Source organism: Erwinia sp. SLM-02 (assembly GCF_037450285.1).
Taxonomy (GTDB): domain Bacteria; phylum Pseudomonadota; class Gammaproteobacteria; order Enterobacterales; family Enterobacteriaceae; genus Erwinia.
The window spans coordinates 2,006,881-2,026,131 of sequence record NZ_JAQISN010000001.1 but is presented as its reverse complement, the minus strand read 5'-3'; the positions used below and the strand labels follow the sequence as shown (position 1 = coordinate 2,026,131).

Sequence of the window (19,251 nt, the reverse complement as noted above, 5' to 3'; positions counted from 1 at the left end):
GATCCCCATACTAAGAGCAATAGCCACCCTTATGCTGAGAGCCAGTTCCACCATGCGGGTGCTGGCCTTTAGGGCATGCTAAAGCTGAAGCTGACATGATTCCAAGCAGTGATGCCAAAAGAATTGCTGTGATTTTTTTCATTGTATGCCTGTGTAGTCTTGCCCATGGGAAATCCCCAAGAACAATATACATCTGTGGCAAACAATAAGAATCCTGACAAATGATCAGTAGATTCACGCTGATTCGCAGTTCAGTTTCTTGCTTCCCATTGCGCCGGTTCCCCGCTACGATTTGGTGACTTGTTACTAATGGGGATAGGGATGTGAAGAGGGTTTTACTTTTAATTTTGGCCGCGAGTGTCTTGCATACTTTTCCTGCAATGGCGCAAGAAAAATTTACACCAAAATTTATGGATGTGCCATCAGATAGCAAGGCAACTTATTTGATTCTGGATAAGTACGAGGACAATCACTTTAAAATAATTGTGACAAAAAGAGAGGGAGCTTCGGGTGTTAGTTATTCGAAAAGAATGTTCGACTGTTCAGCCTCTGAGGTTAGATATTTAGGGACGGGAGATACGCTCACTGAGCTAAAATTATCCAATCCCGACCCTAAAATGTCGCCCATACAGCCCAATTCGATAGCGTATTATGTAGGCTTAGAGGCTTGCAAATAACTACTTAATATCAACAATCAACCTCGCTTCTGCGGGGTTTTTTTATGCCCGGAGAATAGCAAATGGCAGGTTCAGTGAATGCGGGCAGTATCATTTATGAAGTCGATATGGATACCGCTAAGTTGTTGCAAGCTCGCCGGGATGTTGATGCTGCCCTGAATGGCATGGGCGGCAATGTGGGCCGTCTTGAAGCCAACATCAACCGAACTGAGCGTGCCTCAGGCTCTGCCAGTCGCAGCATGTCCAAATTAACTGCAGTGGCCAGTGGCCTGCTTGCAGCGCTCTCCGTGCAGCAGGTGGGGGCTTATGCCGACGCCTGGACCGACCTAAATAACAAGGTGGCCAACTCCGTTAAGCAGGGCGAGCAGCAGGCCGAAGTAATGCAACGCATCTTCGATATCTCTCAAGCTACGCAATCCTCTCTGAATGGTACTGCAACCCTATACGCACGCCTGGAACGCGGAACGCGCCTGTATAACACCAGTGCTGCAGATCTGGTTAAGCTGACTACGATAATTAACCAGGGTTTTGCTGTATCAGGTGCAACTGCTCAGGAAGCAGAAAACGCCATTATTCAGCTGTCTCAGGGTTTGGCTGCTGGCGCATTACGTGGTGAGGAATACAACTCCGTTGCCGAGCAGGGTAGCCGACTGACAATCGCACTAGCGGACTCTTTGGGCGTGTCTATTGGGCAGCTCCGCGCTATGGCTGCTGAAGGCAAGCTAACCACTGAAGTGGTGGTAAACGGCCTGTTGTCGCAAGGTGACGCGATCGGCAAAGAATTTGCTAATACAACCGTTACCATTTCCAAGGGTCTTCAGGTCGCTGGAAATAACATCACAAAATTCTTTGGCGAAAACTCAACCGTCAAATCATTCGCAGCTGGATTCCGTGATTCAGTAATCACCATGTCGGAAAATCTGGAGGCGCTCAGTGGTGCGTTGATCCTGGTTGCTGGTGTTATGGGTAGCCGCTACGTTGGCGCGCTAACCATGGCAACCACGGCAAAAGTTAAGGATACCATTGCCAGTATTGCGGCATCTAAAGCATCCGTGGTGGCAGCAAAGGACGCTGAACTGGAGGCAGGAGCAAAACTGAGGCTGGCGGAAGCGAATAAATTTGCGGCCTTAGAAACGCTTAAGCTCGTTGATGGTCGAGCTAAAACGATCATTACAACCCAAGGGGCCGTTGCAGCTGAAGTTAAGCTGGCAGAGGCACATACTGCATCAATTAGGGTGAATATCGCCCAAATTGAGTCAGAGAAATTGTTAGAAGCGCAGCGGATGCGTGCACAAATAACAGAGCAAGGACGGATAGCTACGGCTACTCGCATGGCGCAACTACAACAGGCCTCAGTCGCTTTAAATACTCGGCTGGCTGCTGCTGAAGCAGCAACTGCCCAAGCTAGAGCTGCTGCAGTTTCAGCAGCGGAAGCGCAACTGAGCGCTGCACGCTTGGCTGCAGCAGATGCAACAGGAATAGCGACAGCAGCAAACGCACGTTACATAGCCTCCCAAGAGGCGGCGACTATTGCGTCTAGGGCCGCATCTGCATCAGGTGCAATCTTGCGTGGAACTCTTGGTTTGATAGGTGGTCCTGCTGGCGCAGCCATGCTGGCAGGAGCAGCAATTTACTATTTCTGGCAAAAGTCAGAGCAAGCAAAGCGCGAGGCGATTGCCTTTTCTGATGGACTCGATCGCCTGAACGATGCAATGAAGTCGATGAGTAATACGCAGTTGCGTGGGACGATTGCTGATGCTAACGAGTCTATGCGGGCGCAAGAGGATGCGATCAAGAGCCTTGAGGGAGAAGTTGCCGATCTTCAGCAGCGTTACAAAAATATCAGCCCCGAAGCTGAAGAGGCCGCTCGTAGATTAGGAAACCTCGAAACTTACCTTAGAAATTCGGCTGAAGTTACTGACAACCTCTACAAAAAAACTCGAGATCTGGCTAAGGCCCGTGAAAAGCTGGCGGGTACAGAACATACTCAGGCCGAAGCAAACCGACTGCTCACTAACAACATGCTCACCTCAATGGGTGTGCATGACGGCCTAATCGAGAAGGGCACAACGCTGGAACGTGTGCAGGGGGCGGTGGCCCGGGCTTTCGGCACCACTGCTGACGAGGTTAACCGCGCCAATCAAGCTGGCCAGAGCTATAAGCCGAAATCTCTGCAGATCTCTCCAGCCACTGAGGATGGCGACAAAATGATTTTGAGCTTGGAAGAGCAGAATAAGCTCCTCAAAATCAAAGACGAGCGAACTCGCGCCGTAACCAAAGCGGAAATGGAAATGGCGAAAGTCAGTAAAAACCGCAATCAAGTAACGGGTGCTGGTCAGTTGGCTGGTGAAAATTACGATCTGCAAAAGGCTGAAGAGGCGCGCAAAAAAGCTCAGCAGGAAAGCCAGAGCCAGGATAAAAAATCCTCATCTGCTGCAGAATCCGTTGCCCAGAAACTGGTGAACCTTAAACAGCAGTCCGAACTGACGGCAGAATCCACCCGCGAAATGAGCCGGGAGCAGGCGATCCTGACGGCGCAGCAATCCCTTGGCTCTGCGGCTACCCAGAAAGACCTGCAACTTGCCGCGCAGTACGCCGCCAAAAAATGGGACGGTGCTGCCGCTATCCGGGCACAGGCCGCAGCACAGAAGCTGATCCCTGAAAACGCCGAAAACGTCAGCTATGCACAGGACGTTTCTGACTTGAAAGTGGCGCTGGCGCAGAAGAGAATCACCCAGGAACAGTACAACGCGACCTCTGAGCAACTGGAGCAGGAGCATCAGACCAAACTCGCGCAGATCCGCGCGGGGCAGGCGGTATCGCCACAGCAGGAAGCGGCCGGGATTGTTGATCCGGTGCAGGCGCTGGCGAATGAGAACACTCGTAAAATTGCACTGATCCAGCAGTTCGAGAAGGATAAAACCATCTCCGAGCAGCAGGGGTTGGCGCTGCGTAATTCTCTGAACACGCAGTTCGAGCATCAACGTATAGCCGCGCAGTGGGAAATCTGGCGTAACCAGAGCACCGGAAACGAGGCGCTGGCGGCTTCATTCGACGCACTAGCTGGCAACGCATCAAACGCACTGACAGGCATGATAACTGGCAGCATGAGCGCCAATGAAGCGATGCGGTCGCTTGGCTCTACCGTTCTCAACAGTCTAGTGAATACTTTCGTGCAGATGGGTGCAGAGTGGGTGAAGTCGGCGGTGATGGGTTCCGCAGCGCAGCAGGCAGGAATCGCGGCCACCACAGCGGCATCGGTCGCCGGAACCGCTACGTCAACAGCGGCCAGCACAACGGCAGCGGCAACCACTACAGCAGCATGGACGCCAGCGGCGATCGTGGCATCAATCGGCTCGTTCGGCGGTGCTGCAGCGATCGGTGTCGGGGCTGTTCTCGGCGCGCTCGCGATGGGCATTGCCGGTAAGCGTAAAAACGGTGGTCCGGTCTCCGCTGGCTCGATGTACCAGGTTGGCGAGGGCGGCATGCCTGAAATCTACCAGGCCAGCAACGGCAGCCAGTACATGATCCCCGGCGATAACGGGAAGGTGCTCAGTAATAAGGACATTACCGGTGGCGGGGGTATCACTATCATCAACCAGATTGAGAACTACTCCAGCGGTGCGATGGTGGATACCCAGGCCATCAGCGACGGTAATGGCAACGTGACCATCCAGACTATTGTCACCGACATCGCAAACGGCGGCCAGATAGGCCAGGCCATCTCTAATTACCACAACGCCCCGCGCAGGGCTCGAGGATGATATGGCTATCCCATACCCCGACTGGCTGCCGCTGGCGCAGAAGTCCAACAAAAACCCGAAGACGGACACCGGATTTCGCACCGATCAGCCACAGGTAGGCGCGCCAATCTTTCAGAAGCTGACCGACGATCTGAAAACCTCGTTCTCCCTGACGTGGATTTTCACCGAGTACCAGCACCGGGTGTTTATGCAGTGGCTGCGCCGCCCGGACTATCTCGACAACGGAAACCAGTGGTTCACGATGCGTGTCGGTACCGGAACGGGCGACGCCGGGATTGAGGTGCTGGAGCTGCATTTCACCGCTTATCCGGCTTGGAGCCAGAGCGGATCGGTGTACACATGGTCCGGTGACGTTACCTGTCGGCAGCTGCCGAACGCCGACGACGACTACGGTGACCTGATGATCGAGCTGCCGCCACCGTGGGGCAGCATTCTGGACAAAGTCATTACCGAGATAATCCCGGAGGCATAATGCCAACACTGCGCGAAATCAGAGCGCAGAGACCCAATCGCATTCAGTACGAAACCATCACCTTTCATCACTCAACGTTCGGGTATGTGCGCCTGGTGAATAACCAGATTTTCGCAAAGCAGCTGGCTGGAACCACTTTCGAGCCTTGCCGGTTTGAGCTGACGGAAAGCCAGCAGAGTAATACCCCCGTGATCGACAGCACCCTGAAATTCAGCCGGCTGGCCAGCGACTTTAAGCAGAAGCTTAAAGCGTGGCGCGGCTATTCCCGCATTACGCCGATAACCGCTACGTTCGCGCTTTACGATGCGGACCAGGTGACGCTGCTGAAATCATGGGTGCTGTACGTGAGTGACTGCAATCTTGATGAGTCTGATGTGAATGTGTCTCTGTCGATGACCAACCCTCTCAATAAAAACGTAGGGCTTCTCTATGACCCAGCTGAATGGCCTGGTCTCGTTAACGGGTAGTGACTTCGCCCGGGCGATGATCGGCGTGCCTTGGGCGAACCGGGCGTGCTCGATGCAGGCCTGTGACTGCTGGGGGCTGGTGGTGATGTATTACCGCCACGTGGTCGGCGTAGAGATCCACCACTCACCGGGCTACGAAGCGGACAGCGACTTCCAGACCTGTTTCGCAGATGAAGTGGTGTTCTGGCAACCGGTACCGGTGCCGCAGGAGGGCGGCATATTCATCGGCTACGACGGCAACCAGCAGGCGCACGTAGGCTTAATCATCGATGGCAGGGCGCTGCACAGCCGCGGCGAAAATGGTGCGGTGCGAAGCGATCGCCTCTCAGCGGTCGAGAAGGTTTTCACGAAACTGGAGTACATGATTTATGCCGGTAATTGAACTGCAGCGCTTACCCGGCACACCGAAGGAGCGGATCGACGTTCCTGCCGGTACCGTGCTGGCCGACTGGCTGCTGAACGCCGACATTCACGCGGATGTAGTGGTCGTGGTGAATGGCCGCGAGCTGGGGCTGGATGACGAGGTAGGAGTTGCGCTGGTGGATGGCGATCGGGTGCAGGTTTTCGATCAGCCAAAGGGCGTGATCGGGAAAGTGCTTAGTCCAGTGTTCAAAGTCATCTCAAAAATCTTCTCCTTCCTCGCGCCAAAGTCGTCGTTTTCGGTCGCAGACAATATCGCGAAGGAAAGCCCGAACAATAAGCTGACCGGACAGACGAACGTGGCGCGCACTTACCAGGCCCGACCCGATGTGTACGGCCAGGTGCGTTCATACCCGGACCTGATTCAAGAGTCTATGTTCGAGTTTATCGACAACGTGAAATACGTCACTGAGTGGATGAATTTTGGGATCGGAAACTACACCGTGGACAGCGTGCGCTACTCCGAGTCGAACCTCGGTTCGCTGGCCGGCGCCAGCTACCAGGTGTTTCAGCCGGGGCAGGTGATACCGGTGATTTACGAGGGGTTCGAGTTCGATGACGTTGACGGTCAGGAGCTGCCTGGCCCGAATGAGAGCGAGGATTTTCCGGCTTACACAGCCACCGCTACAACCGTCATCTCCGGTGAGCTGGCAGGTGGTGAGATAGCGATGAAGATCCTCAAGCAGGACGAGTTCGATTACTTCTACAGCCTGGCATTCCCGCACGCCGTGACGTTCATCATCAACGTGACTTACAACACGGCCAGCGGCAGCGTGACGCGGGATGTGACGCTGAATGCCAACCTGTTTAACGCAACGCTGACTGATGACGGCGAGCTTGTGGATCCGGAGCGCTATTACACCTTCTATTTCAATGCGCTTAGCGGTGGAGATGCGCAGGATATCCCGGCTGATGCGACGATCAACACCACGAAATTTGTTCTAAACGACAACCAGCCACTGGTGATCGGGCCATTCTTCGCGCCGCTCGAGGGCGACCAGCTGTGGGTGCATTTTCAGGCCCAGTTGGCGAATGACAACTGGGCGAACTACACCGGCACAATCTGGAAAATTGACGATGACAATAACCAGATCCCCGGCACCGTTCAGACCTTCAGCGGCGGCCTGTCGAACAGCAGCGGCGGCAGCGACACGTTGTACCGGACAGACAAAATAACGCCGGCGGCAGGCTATGGCCGTTATGCGGTGCAGATTGTCCGCACGAACAACAGCAACGATACCAGCGTGCTGCAGCTGTCGGAGATCCACTCCGTCCGCATCCGCACGAATGAAGTACATCCGGACGATACGCTGGTGCGCGTCACCATACGCGCGACAGAGCAGGCCACCGGCGTTCGTGAGCGCAAATACAACGCGCTAATCACCCGGTATACCATCAGCTACAACATGGCCACGCGGCAGGTTGATTACACGCTTAGGCCGTCCCGCTCATTCGCCGACGCGCTGGCGCATGAATGGTTGGTGATCGGCAAAGAGGCACCCGGCACCATCGATCTGTACGGGCTGTATGAGATAGCTGCCAGCTTGCCGGATGCGCGGCTGGGTTACTTTGATTACACATTTGATGACGAGGATATATCTCTGGGCAGCAGGGCGCAGAGCATCTGCGATGCGGCCAGAGTCATCGCGTTCTGGGAAGATGGCGTGTTGTCGTTCGTGCGCGATGAGCGCGTGCTTTATCCGGCCACGACATTCAACCGATCGAACATGACCTCAGACGAGTACAAAATCACGTACGAAATGACCATGCCCGGCGGCTATGACGGCGTGGAAATTGAGTATGTCAGCCCGGTAACGAACAAGAAGACGTATATCCGCTACCGGATCACCGCAACCGGCATCACTGAACAGGCCGCTGAGTCGCCGCTGAAGATTAAGCTGCTCGGCTGCCGCAACGAGTATCAGGCGCGCGATCGGGCGCTGCTGGAGGTAAACAGGCTCGTTTACTCCCGCGGGAAAATGACCTGCACCACGCTGGCTGACGGGCAGTATGTTTCTGTCGGTGATGTTGTGCAGGTGCCGGACACCTACGACGTCAATCAGCAGTCCGGATACATCGTGAAGCGCACCGGCAATAACTTCGACACCAGCGAGGCGGTCGCCTTCGCCGGCGCGATGTTTGTCACGGTAACTGACAGCCTGGGAAGGACTTCAGCGCGCTACCCGGCAACGTCTCGGGCGGATACGCGTTTCGGCTTCACCGCTGCTCTGCCGTCCATCGCACTGAATATCTGGGACGGCTACGAGGTTCAGTCGCCGTCGCGCTATGTCATCGCCACACAGGAGGAAATGGACGCCACTCTCTGGCGTGTCGATGAGAAGAAGCCAAACAGCGACGGAACGACAGCGTTCACACTGTCCGAGTACAGCGACCTGATTTATCCCTGACAGTTTTTCATCTACCAACAACCCGGCCACCGCGCCGGGTTTTTTATTGGAATAATTATGGCGACCATCCCGACTAATAACCCGGTTCCAAGCACCGCCCCGCAGGACTTAAAGTTCAATGCGGAAAAAATGGATCTGATAGTCAGCTCTCAGGAAAAAAATTATACCGATCGCAAAGGGACATCCCGGAAGACATGGGCTGCAATTGAGAGTGGATTTGATGAAATCATTTCATCTCTTGACAGTGCAGGGGTGATCACCGTCCCTGATATTGCATCCGGTCTGGCAGCGACGACTAATGGGCAATACTTCAGAAAAATAAATGGTTCAGGCGATGATATCGCTTTTGTTTATTATCGAAACATTGATGGCGTTGGTGTCGAAATCACATCAGTTGTAAGCTCCGATAAAGTTGAAGCGATTTCTGCTGATGTGTCCGGGTTAATTCAGAAAACAATGTCGTTGGGTGAGTCAGAAGATTCTGTTTTTGATATTGCAACGAAAAACGGGCTCCGGGTTTTTCGCATTCGGGAAGATCTTAAAACCGAGCTGACAGAAGTTGTTTCCCTCCAGACTGGCGACAGTGGGTTAACTTTCTCAGGTAATGCAATTGATAATAATGCTCCTCCGGGCTGGGCATTCGTAATTCATTCCACAAATGGCCTAGTCATTGCGGGTGTTAAAAATGATGGCACCGTAGTTGGTTTCGGCGGCGGGGGAAACAGTGGCGGGCAGTCGGGGGAAATCATTCCCGGTGATACCGCTTCGACTTATAACGCGATTCGTCAGTACAGCGGTCCTGCGACAGTAAAAGATGTTGTGGGAAACCGTATTGCCGGTCGTTTCGTTGTGGATGCCAGCGACACGAGTTCGCCTGATGATGGCGGCGGCTGTCTGGTTGATGTGCTGGGGCGGCGATGGGTCAGGCAGACTGATTCTGTGTCGTGGGACATGTTCGGTGCGCCACGTGTGCCCGGTGTCACTTATCTGGCATTCGCCGTTAAAGCCGCTACCGGCGACCGCGCTGGTGCTGCCGCGCTCATGGCTGGCCAGACGCCTGCGGATGATCGGATTGCCGCCTGTTTTGATTTTGCCAAAAAGATGAATATTCCGGTCAGGCAGAATGACGGCGTGTTTTTGTGGAAAAACACCGAGTGGAATGTCTATACCAACACCAATCTGAACGGTTCGTCCATTGTCACCACGGATATTTCCGGGGTTGCAGAGGACCGCTGGGGGCCAATACCCGGGCTGGATGATGATGCGCCGGAGCCGGTGCGAATGTTCATCATCCGCAGCCGGAAAGCGCGTATTCCGCTGACATCTGCGCAGATTGCTGCGCTGAACACCACCTATGCAAAGTACCTGAAAGCGGGCAGCGGGCAGCTCCCTCTGCCGGACCTGTATCCGTATCGCGGCGGGTTGCTGTTCGTGCGCTCCAGTGCGGTCAAGTACTCCCGTAACGGGCTTGTCGATGTGCCGCGCCAGCAGGTGCTGTACCGTGATTTCGCCCGTATCGGCAAGAACGGCGCGCTGACGGATATGATGGTGGAGAACATCCCTGACGGGTCGGTGGCAGAGGCGTTTATCGTTCCGAAAGAAGACAACTATCTTACTTTCGAGCCGCCGCACTTCCATGAGTCCGGCAACAGTCGCCGGTTTTATAACATCGAAATTTATCGTCCGATGACCATTATCGGGAAAATGTCGTTGCGCACAGATGCCTACGGCTCTGCACCTGCCTGGGTGAAGATTTCCGCGCATGAGGTTTTTGACGTGGAATACAAAGGGGGTCAATGCGACGGGTCATTTCAGTACGCGGGGGCTTACGTGCTGTCGTTCCGCGACTGCATCGACATGGAGGTCAAACGGTTCACGGGCATGTATGGCTGGGGCGTTAACGGCCATCACGGCACCAAGGAAATCACGTTCCGTGACTGCATGATGAACCGTATCGACTGGCATACTTTCGGGTATAACGTTCGCGGATACAATGTCACGCTGAAAGGCAGTGGTATTAATGCGCACGGTGGAGGGGTCTGGAAGTTTAAAGATCTCACGCACATTATTCCGGTTAACAGTCAGAATACCCGCGGCGAAGCAAAACAAAACTATCTGGTGCAGGCTCGGGAAGATTATGCCTGCGACTGTGACGGCGTATTAGAAATTGACGGGCTGCTTATTAAGTTCGACACAACGGATATTCCGTTTACTGCCTCCACCATTGGTTATGACATTGTTCGCCCGGTAGGTACGCAAACGACGAATGACCGCCATGATACCAAATGCTTTAACCGGATCTCGATTAAGAATGTCGTGGTTGACTGCCAGAACGCTCTTAACTTTGCTGCGACGCCGGGGAACTTCAGTTTCACGGCCGTTCGCTTTATTCGCAGTGAGCGTATCGATACTGCAACTACCGGGTACAAAACGTACCTGCCGGAGATGATCAGTGTTGACGGCATGACAGCAATCAACGTGCCGAAAGAATACAATGTTCATATGAACCTGATCCGTTTTGCTGATGATTTGTATAAAAATACGTTCGGTTCCCGCCGTAAAAAACGCCCGAACGGAACTAACGCAGAGGTTATTGGCCGCGATATTGTCAGTGTAATTAATAATCCCACCGTAGAGTTAGATACCAACAACACGGTGTGGTTGCCTGGTACTTCAGCAAACTGGACGGATGAATATAAAACATCCCCGTATTCATGGATACCCAAAATTACGCTGGATAACTGCCCTAATGCGGTTGTTGATACACGCGGTGCAATCAGTACCGTTCACGTTACAGGTGGTTCGCTTGCCCGTTACCTGAACGGTAATGCAGAAAGTCGAATGCGCATTAACGGTTCAGATATTCAGTTGATGCCGAATCTGGCCGGCAATCTTTATTTTGACAGCGCGCACGCTGTTGCCGTTGGCTGCACCTGGCTTAATCCGGCTGGTGGTGCAACATACAGTGGTTCGCTACGTGGTGCATCTAATGAAAATCGTGGCGACACGTTTAAAGCACCGAATATCCCCTCTTCTGTATTTTTCTGATCCTGAGGTATATAAATGTCTGGCCTTCGCCTTGTCAGTAATAAATTCATCCCGCTTACATCATGGGATCATGATTTCGTCGTTGTAAACTCACGGCTGGTGGATGATATCCCGCTGCCGTGCCTGGCTGCCTTTGATTTATTAAACCCGCTTGATAATAGCGGGCATGGCTGGAAGGCCACAAAAGGAGGGGGTGTCATCAGGAATTACGGGCTGGATTTTACGCGCACATGGGGTGGGGGCAGTACGGATTTCATCGCAAGCAAAGATGCTATATCTGTGCTGTGCGCAGTGAAGCCAAATACATACGACGCTTTCTCGACATTCCTTGACTGCAGGAACGTGACAGCGGGAAGTGGAAGCGGTTTCTGCATCGATTTTTCACCGAATGACAGAGCGGTGCGTGTACAGGTTGTCTATCCGTCAGGGACCGGAGTAAGTTACCGATCGCCGACTTTTGTCGAAAACGAATGGAACATCCTGTGTATCACTCTGTCATCAGCATCATTACGGATTGAGAATCAGCACGGCGATGTCGTTCCGAACGAGTTCACCTCCCCCATTAATATCACACGTTGGGCTATCCCGATGCTTTTGGGGCAGGGGGGTTCAGGCGGAACGTGCGACGGTTCTGTCGGATTTTTCTCGGTTTATGATGGATATATGACACCAGCCCAGCGTAAGTCAGCCATCGCTGTGGGAAAGGAAATCATGGCCAGTCGTGCATAAGTCATGAATAACACGTGATCCCTCCCCAAAAATCATAATGCTGTTCTTATATACAGTATTTTTTGACGGGAGGGCATAATGCCGCGCTACTACGAAATCCCCATCGCATTCAGAAACAGCATCGTTCATGAGCCTGGTGGCCGGCGCGTAGTTTGCACTATTCTGATTATCAAAGCAGGTAGTACTCGAGTATCACTGGTCGCTAAAATAGAGGTGCCATTTTTGAGTAAGTTATCAATGCATCCTTCCCCTTAAAAGGGTTAACAACCACTAAAAAGATATCTATACCGGACATTTTTGATTTGGAAGTTTGGCCAAGATTTGTGAATGAAGTAACCATGCAGAGTACTGACTATGAATTCTTAGTGTTGCTATTATTTAATTATAATTCATATAGTTAGACAGAATGCTTATCCTTTATTGGATTTTACTGGAAGTTATTAAGCTTAATAAGCTCAGAAGTTCTTATTCTTTTTTTTGTAAAGAGCGCTAATGAAAGTAGGCGAAGTTTAGATAACCAAAAATTCATAATTTAAACAATGCTAATAAAATCATAAGCTTTGCGAACGTTCAGTTTTCTAACGCGTTTCGATTCATTCAATTGGAAATCCCACGGCGATAATATTTTTCTTAACCCCCTGCTAAATGATATTGAAATATAAAATTCATATGCTAAATTATCTTTGCACTTTCCTGGATGGAATGTTTGGTTTTTTAAGTATTAAGTAATTGAGAGGCAGATTCATGAAGGCAAAAATTGCAGTATTTTTGGTACTGTCTTCACTTGCTGCTGGTGTGCAAGCTGCACCGGTAGAAGGTGGGGCAGCTGGTGAGGGTGCTTTCGGACTCTCACAAGGTGCTACTGATGCGATCGGTGTTGGTGCTGTAGCTGCGCTGGCTGGTATTGCTATTGGCGCTGCTGGTAGCGGTGGTAATGGTTCTAATACCGGTACTTCCACAACTACCACCACATCAACTTCTCGTTGATATTCTTGGCCTGAGACGTGTTGTACAGGCCATTTTCCTAGGTCGCGATTTAATTTAAGTTTTTTTTGCATAAGTTGTCGTGAACCCAGGCTCTTGCATATTATTTTCGATAAACTCCTGGATTACATCCATTTCCCCTTTGAATTAAATCCCTCTGCGTTTTTCGATTTACTTAACTCCACTTAAAGAATGCACATAAAAAAAGCCCGCATTGAAGCGGGCAATTTGTAAATAGTAAGCAAAGAATTGGAGGAGAGTGACGCTATGGCGTCATGATCAATGATAGTCCAAAAAAATATCTGAGTGGCAATTTATCCTAAAAATTATCAATCGTTATGCTCAAATATTTTAATCAATTGTTTGGCAAAAAAGCCCGCGTTACTCGGGCGTAAATTTGTACAAGAAACACCAGGGGTCCATATCAGCTAAAAGCTGAGTTGGCATCATACATCTACAGGAGCCTTGAGGCACAGCGCATTATGAGAAATATTTAACGTTGAACATTACCAGTTTTAACCTTAATGGTACTAAGCACCTGGCATCCAGGCTCCACTTGCTACGAACCATATAAGAAGTAATACCCCGGCAATTCCACAAGCAGCAGGAAACAAGTATCCAATCTTCATAGCTATCTCTTTTTAGATTTACCTTTGTAGAAAACCCTATCAAATCTTGCATAAATCCCGATGCAACAGACACTTAACAAAGTAACTCCGATCGCGTACAGCCAGTCATAAAGATCCATTTTTCACCAACCATGCTCAGACAGTGAACCTCCCTGTCGTGAATGCTCCATTTTCACCAGCCCTGATGCTGATATGTAATTATACTTAACCGACTGTAAAATATGAATTTTAAATTTGATTTGTAAGAGTGGTTAAGTGCCAGAAATAACTGGTATTAATGTTTTACAATTTACAGCAGCCTCCTGTCAACTCTTGTAAACGCAACGTTTCTGATTCAGTCACCTATCGTTATGTTCATAGATGCACTCACGCTCAACGTGACCGCGTAAGGGCATGTGATGCATTAGTTTGAAGGCACGATCTGTAACTATCGCAACACCTGCACAGACCTTCAAAGCAATGAATGGCTACACTTTCAACGGTGAGTACCACTCATACCAGGCAGCAGAAATTTCAGATGTTGTGAGCTTTTTCGATCAGCGATGTGACTACCTTCGAGTTTCATAAGCATTAACGAACATGAAGTGTGAGTTATGCCGAGGTGTGACAAATTTGTGCCAGAGTGCTGACACAAAACGTCATAAACTAGCTGAAGGAGTTGCGCGTACATTTCGCGGGCTGGCTATTGTAGCGGTTTGACGGGTTGTTACAGTGTGCTCATTTTTATCATTAATCAGACTAAAGCTCTGAATGTGAATAAACAACCAGCCAGCAGTAATTATCAGGAGAACGGAATGCAAAAACTGGAAGTATGCTGCTATGGGGTGGATTGCGCACGGGTGGCGGAGCAAGCCGGTGCCGATCGAATTGAACTCTGTGCCTCCCCGACTGAGGGAGGATTAACCCCGTCTGCGGGCACTCTGATGGCCGCAAGAGAACACGTGTCTATTCCGGTTCATCCTATTGTACGGCCGCGCAGTGGGGATTTTTGTTACAGTGTCACGGAATTTGAGCAGATCAAATCGGACATTGCCTTCATTCGCGAGCAGGGCTTTCCCGGCGTGGTGGTGGGTCTGTTAGACCTCGACGGACATATCGATTTACAGCGAATGTTGCAAATAATGCCTTTGTGCGCGGGAATGGAAGTGACCTTTCATCGCGCCTTCGATCTCTGCCACAGCCCGCTGATGGCGCTGGAACAGCTGACGGATTTGGGGGTGGCGAGGATCCTGACCTCCGGCCAGCAGCAGAGTGCCGAAAGCGGATTGCCGTTATTAAGGGAACTTACCCGCATCACACGTGGTCCAAAGATAATGGCAGGCGCGGGAGTGCGGCTGAGTAATTTGCAAAAGTTTATTGATGCGGGCATCAGCGAACTGCACAGTTCCGCCAGCCAGCGAATTTCCTCACCCATGCGTTACCGTAAAGCCGGTGTCTCCATGTGTTCTGAGGCTGATAATGATGAATTCAGCCGTAGCGTGGTTGACGGTGACGTTGTGGAAGCCATGAAAAGCGTGATAACTCTGGGGGCACCGATACGGGTAGCCTGATGAGCAAAGATTTTGCCGCGCAGCACGCCGAACCCTGACGTGATGTTTGCAAGTACCAGACCCCAGCATGATTTGTTGGGGTTTTTTTTGCCCTTTGAGCATTAAGGATATGCAGACCAATGGCGGTTGCTTATACACTTATCCCTATGGGTTTTCAGACTGTTGCGAGAGTCGCGATGAGCACGAGGAAGGCGAGCTGTGTCCTGGTCCTGATGTCAGGTGTACTTTTTATGCAAACGACCGCGGTGGCGGCACCCCGCGCTAACGTTCAGTCTCCCCGCTGTGGGGTGAATCAGCAGCAGATTAATGACAACAATAACCTGCTCCTGCTGGGGGGCACCGCCAGAGGGCCGATGAAGCAGTTTATCGTCGGGGAGTTTGGTAAGGATGTCGATCAGCAAAGGCGCATGTTGGGGAAATTTGACCGCTGCGGCGTGCTGACCCAGGCCGATATCAGCTACGACAAGCAGGATGTTAACACCCGGCTGTCGCTGGATATGAAAATTGAACGGGTCAGGGCTGGCTGGCAGGCGCGCTATGAAATGACTATCTATGCGATGCGTGAAAATGCCGAAGCGGTGGTGCACCACAAGCAGGGGACCACGCTCTACTATGCCGGGCGCAACGGCAGCATTACCAGCGCTTCCGAGCAGTTTGTGATGCAGGGAGAAACCGGTTTTACTGAAACCGTTAACGATTACGACAGCCGGCAGCGGCTGATCCGCAGCGTCGCCCGCGGCTCGGACAGCAGCAGCAACGGCGAGTATTCTTACCGCTGGAACGACAAAAATCAGCTGGTGAAGTCGGGGTCGGCGCGCACGACGGTGGTCTGGAATTACGATAAGCAGGGGCGCGAACTGGGCGTGGACATCTCTGAATACAATCCGCTCAGCGCCACGACGACCCTGGACGTATGCCAGCTGTGGGACGAGCGCGGCAACTGTACGCTGAGCTATTCACGGGAGATGGAAGTGTCGGCGCTGGGCATGTACCGGCGCAATATCGCCGCTGCCAGCCGCTATGAATACTGGGACCAGCCCTGAGGCCGGTCCCTCACGGTTTTACTTAACCGATTTGCTGAAGGTATCCACGGCCAGGATGGCGTTGGCGATATCTTCGGCGCTCAGGTTAGGGTTAAGATTTTTCAGCGTGTCACCGTCGCTGTTGGCCAGCTCGCCGATTTTTAGCAGGCTTTCCCAGCTGGCGTTTTCCAGATGCAGCTCCTGCAGCGTGGTTGGCATCTTGATGGCGCGATAGAAGCGCACGTAGCGGGCAATCTCTTCATCCGGGCGCTGTTCCAGCACCATCTGAGTCAGCGTACCGTAGGCCACTTTCTCACCGTGGGTCAGATGGTGGATGTCGCCGTCGACGGCGGTGAAGCCGTTATGAATGGCGTGAGCCCCCGCCAGACCGGCGTTTTCAAAGCCCAGCCCGGACAGCAGGGTATTGGCTTCAACCACCGCTTCCACCGCCGGCGTAACCAGCTGCTTCGCCACCGCTTCATAGGCGCTGAGGCCATAGGTCAGCAGCGTTTTCTCGCAGGCTTCCGCAATCGCCAGCCCGGCAATGGTTGGATCGCCGTTCACCATCGACTTGCTGTGCGAGCGTTTGACCGCCTGCGCTTCCACCCAGGTTGCCAGCCCGTCGGCGATGCCTGAAGCGAACAGACGCACCGGCGCACGCGCACAGACCTGGGTATCAATCAGCACCAGGTCCGGGTTCTTGCTGTAGAAACGGTAGCTTTCAAACACGCCGGTATCGGAGTAGATCACCGACAGCGCGCTGCACGGCGCATCGGTCGACGCAACGGTCGGGACGATGGCGACGGGCTGCTTAAGCTCATCGGCAACGGCTTTCACCGTATCAAGGGTTTTCCCACCGCCGAGGCCAACCACCACGGCGGTGCCGCTGCTTTTTGCCAGTTTGGCGAGGCGGGTGATTTCGTTGCTGGAGGCTTCGCCGTTGAACTCTTCGTAGTGGAACTCCACGCGGCTGGCGGAAAGGGAAGCCTGAACCTGCTTACCGATCAGCCCCCAGACGATTTTATCGGCGACGATAAACGCGCTGCTGCCAAGGTCGGCCAGGTTTTCACCCAGTTGGGTAATCATGCCTGCGCCCTGGATATACTTACGCGGTGAAGAAAAAACAAATCTACTCATACCGGATACTCCGTTCAGGTGAATGAAAGTTGTTTCTGTCTACTACCGTAACGTTTTGGCAATCGTAATGTTATTGAAAAACGTGCTTTTCAGGAAAGTTATGATTCGTATTGAGCCAGATCAGCGTATCGGCGGGAAGGGCCAGCTGGAAACAGCCGCGGGTATTGACAGGCCCGGGTGGGCCTGTCGCTTAATCGAGGGGGATTAAGGTTTGGTGGCGACCAGTACCGCCCGCAGCGGGGCCGGATAGCCTTCAACGGTTTTTGACGGATCGCTGGGGTCAAGAAACTCGGCCAGCGATTCGCTGGTCATCCAGCTGGTGCGGCGCTGCTCGTCGGTGCTGGTTACCGAATAATCGGCAATCCGCACGTCAACAAAACCGCACTTCTCCAGCCAGTTTTTCAGCGCCCCGGTGGTCGGAATAAAATAGACGTTACGCATCTGCGCGTAGCGTTCTCCCGGAACCAGCACCTGCTGGTCGTCGCCTTCAATCACCAGCGTTTCCAGCACCAATTCGCCGCCGCTCACCAGCTGGTTTTTCAGCTGATAAAGATGGTCGAGCGGGGAACGACGGTGATACAGCACGCCCATCGAAAACACGGTATCAAACGCTTTCAGTTCCGGGAGCTGTTCAATACCCAGCGGCAGCAGGTGCGCGCGCTGGTCGCCGCCCAGCAGCTTGCGCACCGCCTCGAACTGGCAGAGGAACAGCTGCATCGGGTCGATGCCTACCACCAGGTTGGCTCCGGCGCCGATCATGCGCCACATGTGGTAGCCGCTGCCGCAGCCGACATCCAGCACCGTGCGGCCGGCCAGCGGTGAGATGTGCGGCAATACGCGCTCCCACTTCCAGTCCGAGCGCCATTCGGTATCGATATTCACGCCGTACAGCGAGTACGGCCCTTTGCGCCACGGCATCAGGTTGCGCAGCAGCTTCTCAATCCCACCGCGCTGACGCTCTGACAGCTGGCCGCTGTCGGCGGTGACGCTGTGCAGCAGATCCAGTGTTTCCGGCGTCAGGGAGGGCAGATGCTCGACCGAACGATCCCAGTTTTTAAAATGGCCGTGCAGCGATTCCCGCTGCCAGGCGGCAATCTGTGCGGGCAGCGTTTCCAGCCACGGGGCCAGCGGACCTTTGGCGATCAGCTGGTAAAAGTTTCCGAAATCCATCAGGCCTCACCCGCCTTTAACGCCACCAGAGAACCGAAGTTAAAGCACTGGAACCAGACTTCAGCGTGCTGGAAACCGGCCTGGCGCAGGCGCGCCTTATGGGTTTCCACGCTGTCGGTCAGCATCACGTTTTCCAGCATGCTGCGCTTCTGGCTGATTTCCAGTTCGCTGTAGCCGTTGGCGCGCTTGAAGTCGTGGTGCATATTGAACAGCAGTTCGCCGACGTCGGCATCTTCGAAGCTGAACTTCTCGGACAGCACCAGCGCGCCGCCGGGCTTCAGCCCCTGATAAATGGTGTTTAACAGCTGCTGGCGCTCTTCCGGAGCCAGAAACTGCAGCGTGAAGTTCAGCACCACCAGCGACGCATTTTCCAGCGGGATCTGGCGGATATCGGCCTCAATCACCTCAACCGGCGTGTCGGCGCGGAAGGCATCGATATGGCGGCGGCAGCGCTCGACCATCGCCGGGGAGTTGTCCACGGCAATAATTTTGCAGCCGGGAACCTGAATGTTACGCCGTACGGACAGCGTGGCGGCACCCAGCGAACAGCCCAGATCGTAGATGTGGGAGTCCGGCTGGACAAAGCGCTCGGCCAGCATGCCAATCATTGAAATAATGTTGGAGTAGCCGGGTACGGAGCGCTGAATCATGTCGGGAAAGACTTCAGCAACGCGTTCGTCAAAGGTCCAGTCACCGAGTTTGGCAACGGGCGCTGAGAACAGCGTATCGCGGTTAGACATAGTGGTAAGTCCGGAGGAAGCTAACGGAAAGCGC

At 53.0% G+C, this 19,251-nt stretch carries 14 protein-coding genes; 10 read left to right on the top strand and 4 right to left on the bottom strand.

Going from position 1 to position 19,251, the window contains the following annotated elements; translation table 11 throughout:
- Positions 1 to 739: 739 nt before the first annotated feature.
- The 8 genes from PGH32_RS09365 to yjbE all read left to right on the top strand — a co-directional run bounded on the left by PGH32_RS09365 (position 740) and on the right by yjbE (position 12,972).
- Positions 740 to 4,441 (top strand): tape measure protein, encoded by a 3,702-nt coding sequence (locus PGH32_RS09365; protein WP_337893844.1) that lies wholly within the window; start codon positions 740 to 742, stop codon positions 4,439 to 4,441.
- A gap of 1 nt (position 4,442) precedes the next feature.
- On the top strand, positions 4,443 to 4,913 hold the full coding sequence (locus tag PGH32_RS09360) for a hypothetical protein (RefSeq protein WP_337893843.1): 471 nt from the start codon (positions 4,443 to 4,445) through the stop codon (positions 4,911 to 4,913).
- Positions 4,913 to 5,380, top strand: a complete 468-nt coding sequence (locus PGH32_RS09355; protein ID WP_337893842.1) for a hypothetical protein — start codon at positions 4,913 to 4,915, stop codon at positions 5,378 to 5,380. The genes PGH32_RS09360 and PGH32_RS09355 overlap by 1 nt, the downstream gene beginning before the upstream one ends.
- Positions 5,343 to 5,762, top strand: coding sequence for an NlpC/P60 family protein (locus PGH32_RS09350; protein ID WP_337893841.1), 420 nt, complete (start codon positions 5,343 to 5,345; stop codon positions 5,760 to 5,762). Before PGH32_RS09355 ends, PGH32_RS09350 begins: the two co-directional genes overlap by 38 nt.
- Positions 5,749 to 8,208 (top strand): host specificity factor TipJ family phage tail protein, encoded by a 2,460-nt coding sequence (locus PGH32_RS09345; RefSeq protein ID WP_337893840.1) that lies wholly within the window; start codon positions 5,749 to 5,751, stop codon positions 8,206 to 8,208. The genes PGH32_RS09350 and PGH32_RS09345 overlap by 14 nt, the downstream gene beginning before the upstream one ends.
- A gap of 57 nt (positions 8,209 to 8,265) precedes the next feature.
- Entirely contained in the window at positions 8,266 to 11,256 is a 2,991-nt protein-coding gene (locus PGH32_RS09340; protein ID WP_337893839.1) for a hypothetical protein, read from the top strand.
- 15 nt (positions 11,257 to 11,271) lie between these two features.
- Complete coding sequence (locus PGH32_RS09335; protein ID WP_337893838.1) at positions 11,272 to 11,985, top strand: hypothetical protein; 714 nt, start codon at positions 11,272 to 11,274, stop codon at positions 11,983 to 11,985.
- A gap of 744 nt (positions 11,986 to 12,729) precedes the next feature.
- Positions 12,730 to 12,972, top strand: coding sequence for an exopolysaccharide production protein YjbE (yjbE, locus tag PGH32_RS09330; protein WP_105594275.1), 243 nt, complete (start codon positions 12,730 to 12,732; stop codon positions 12,970 to 12,972).
- Positions 12,973 to 13,499: 527 nt separating this feature from the next.
- Here yjbE and PGH32_RS09325 read toward each other — a convergent pair.
- Positions 13,500 to 13,598 carry a YoaK family small membrane protein gene (locus tag PGH32_RS09325; protein ID WP_337893837.1) on the bottom strand — a complete coding sequence of 33 codons (99 nt, stop codon included), beginning with the start codon at positions 13,596 to 13,598 and terminating at the stop codon, positions 13,500 to 13,502.
- A gap of 794 nt (positions 13,599 to 14,392) precedes the next feature.
- Here PGH32_RS09325 and cutC point away from each other — a divergent pair.
- Together cutC and PGH32_RS09315 are read left to right on the top strand one after the other, a co-directional pair.
- A complete protein-coding gene (gene cutC / locus PGH32_RS09320) occupies positions 14,393 to 15,148 on the top strand; it encodes a copper homeostasis protein CutC (protein WP_314423279.1) in 756 nt (251 codons plus the stop codon).
- A gap of 230 nt (positions 15,149 to 15,378) precedes the next feature.
- Positions 15,379 to 16,191: a hypothetical protein gene (locus PGH32_RS09315; RefSeq protein WP_337893836.1), complete on the top strand. Its 813-nt coding sequence runs from the start codon at positions 15,379 to 15,381 to the stop codon at positions 16,189 to 16,191.
- A gap of 18 nt (positions 16,192 to 16,209) precedes the next feature.
- Here the strand turns inward: PGH32_RS09315 and PGH32_RS09310 are convergent, their stop codons facing one another.
- The 3 genes from PGH32_RS09310 to cmoA form a co-directional block, all read right to left on the bottom strand.
- Complete coding sequence (locus PGH32_RS09310; protein ID WP_314423275.1) at positions 16,210 to 17,307, bottom strand: glycerol dehydrogenase; 1,098 nt, start codon at positions 17,305 to 17,307, stop codon at positions 16,210 to 16,212.
- Between the two features lie 204 nt (positions 17,308 to 17,511).
- Positions 17,512 to 18,477 carry a tRNA 5-methoxyuridine(34)/uridine 5-oxyacetic acid(34) synthase CmoB gene (gene cmoB, locus PGH32_RS09305; protein ID WP_337893835.1) on the bottom strand — a complete coding sequence of 322 codons (966 nt, stop codon included), beginning with the start codon at positions 18,475 to 18,477 and terminating at the stop codon, positions 17,512 to 17,514.
- Positions 18,477 to 19,217, bottom strand: a complete 741-nt coding sequence (cmoA, locus tag PGH32_RS09300; RefSeq protein WP_337893834.1) for a carboxy-S-adenosyl-L-methionine synthase CmoA — start codon at positions 19,215 to 19,217, stop codon at positions 18,477 to 18,479. Before cmoA ends, cmoB begins: the two co-directional genes overlap by 1 nt.
- Between the last annotated feature and the right edge of the window lie 34 nt (positions 19,218 to 19,251).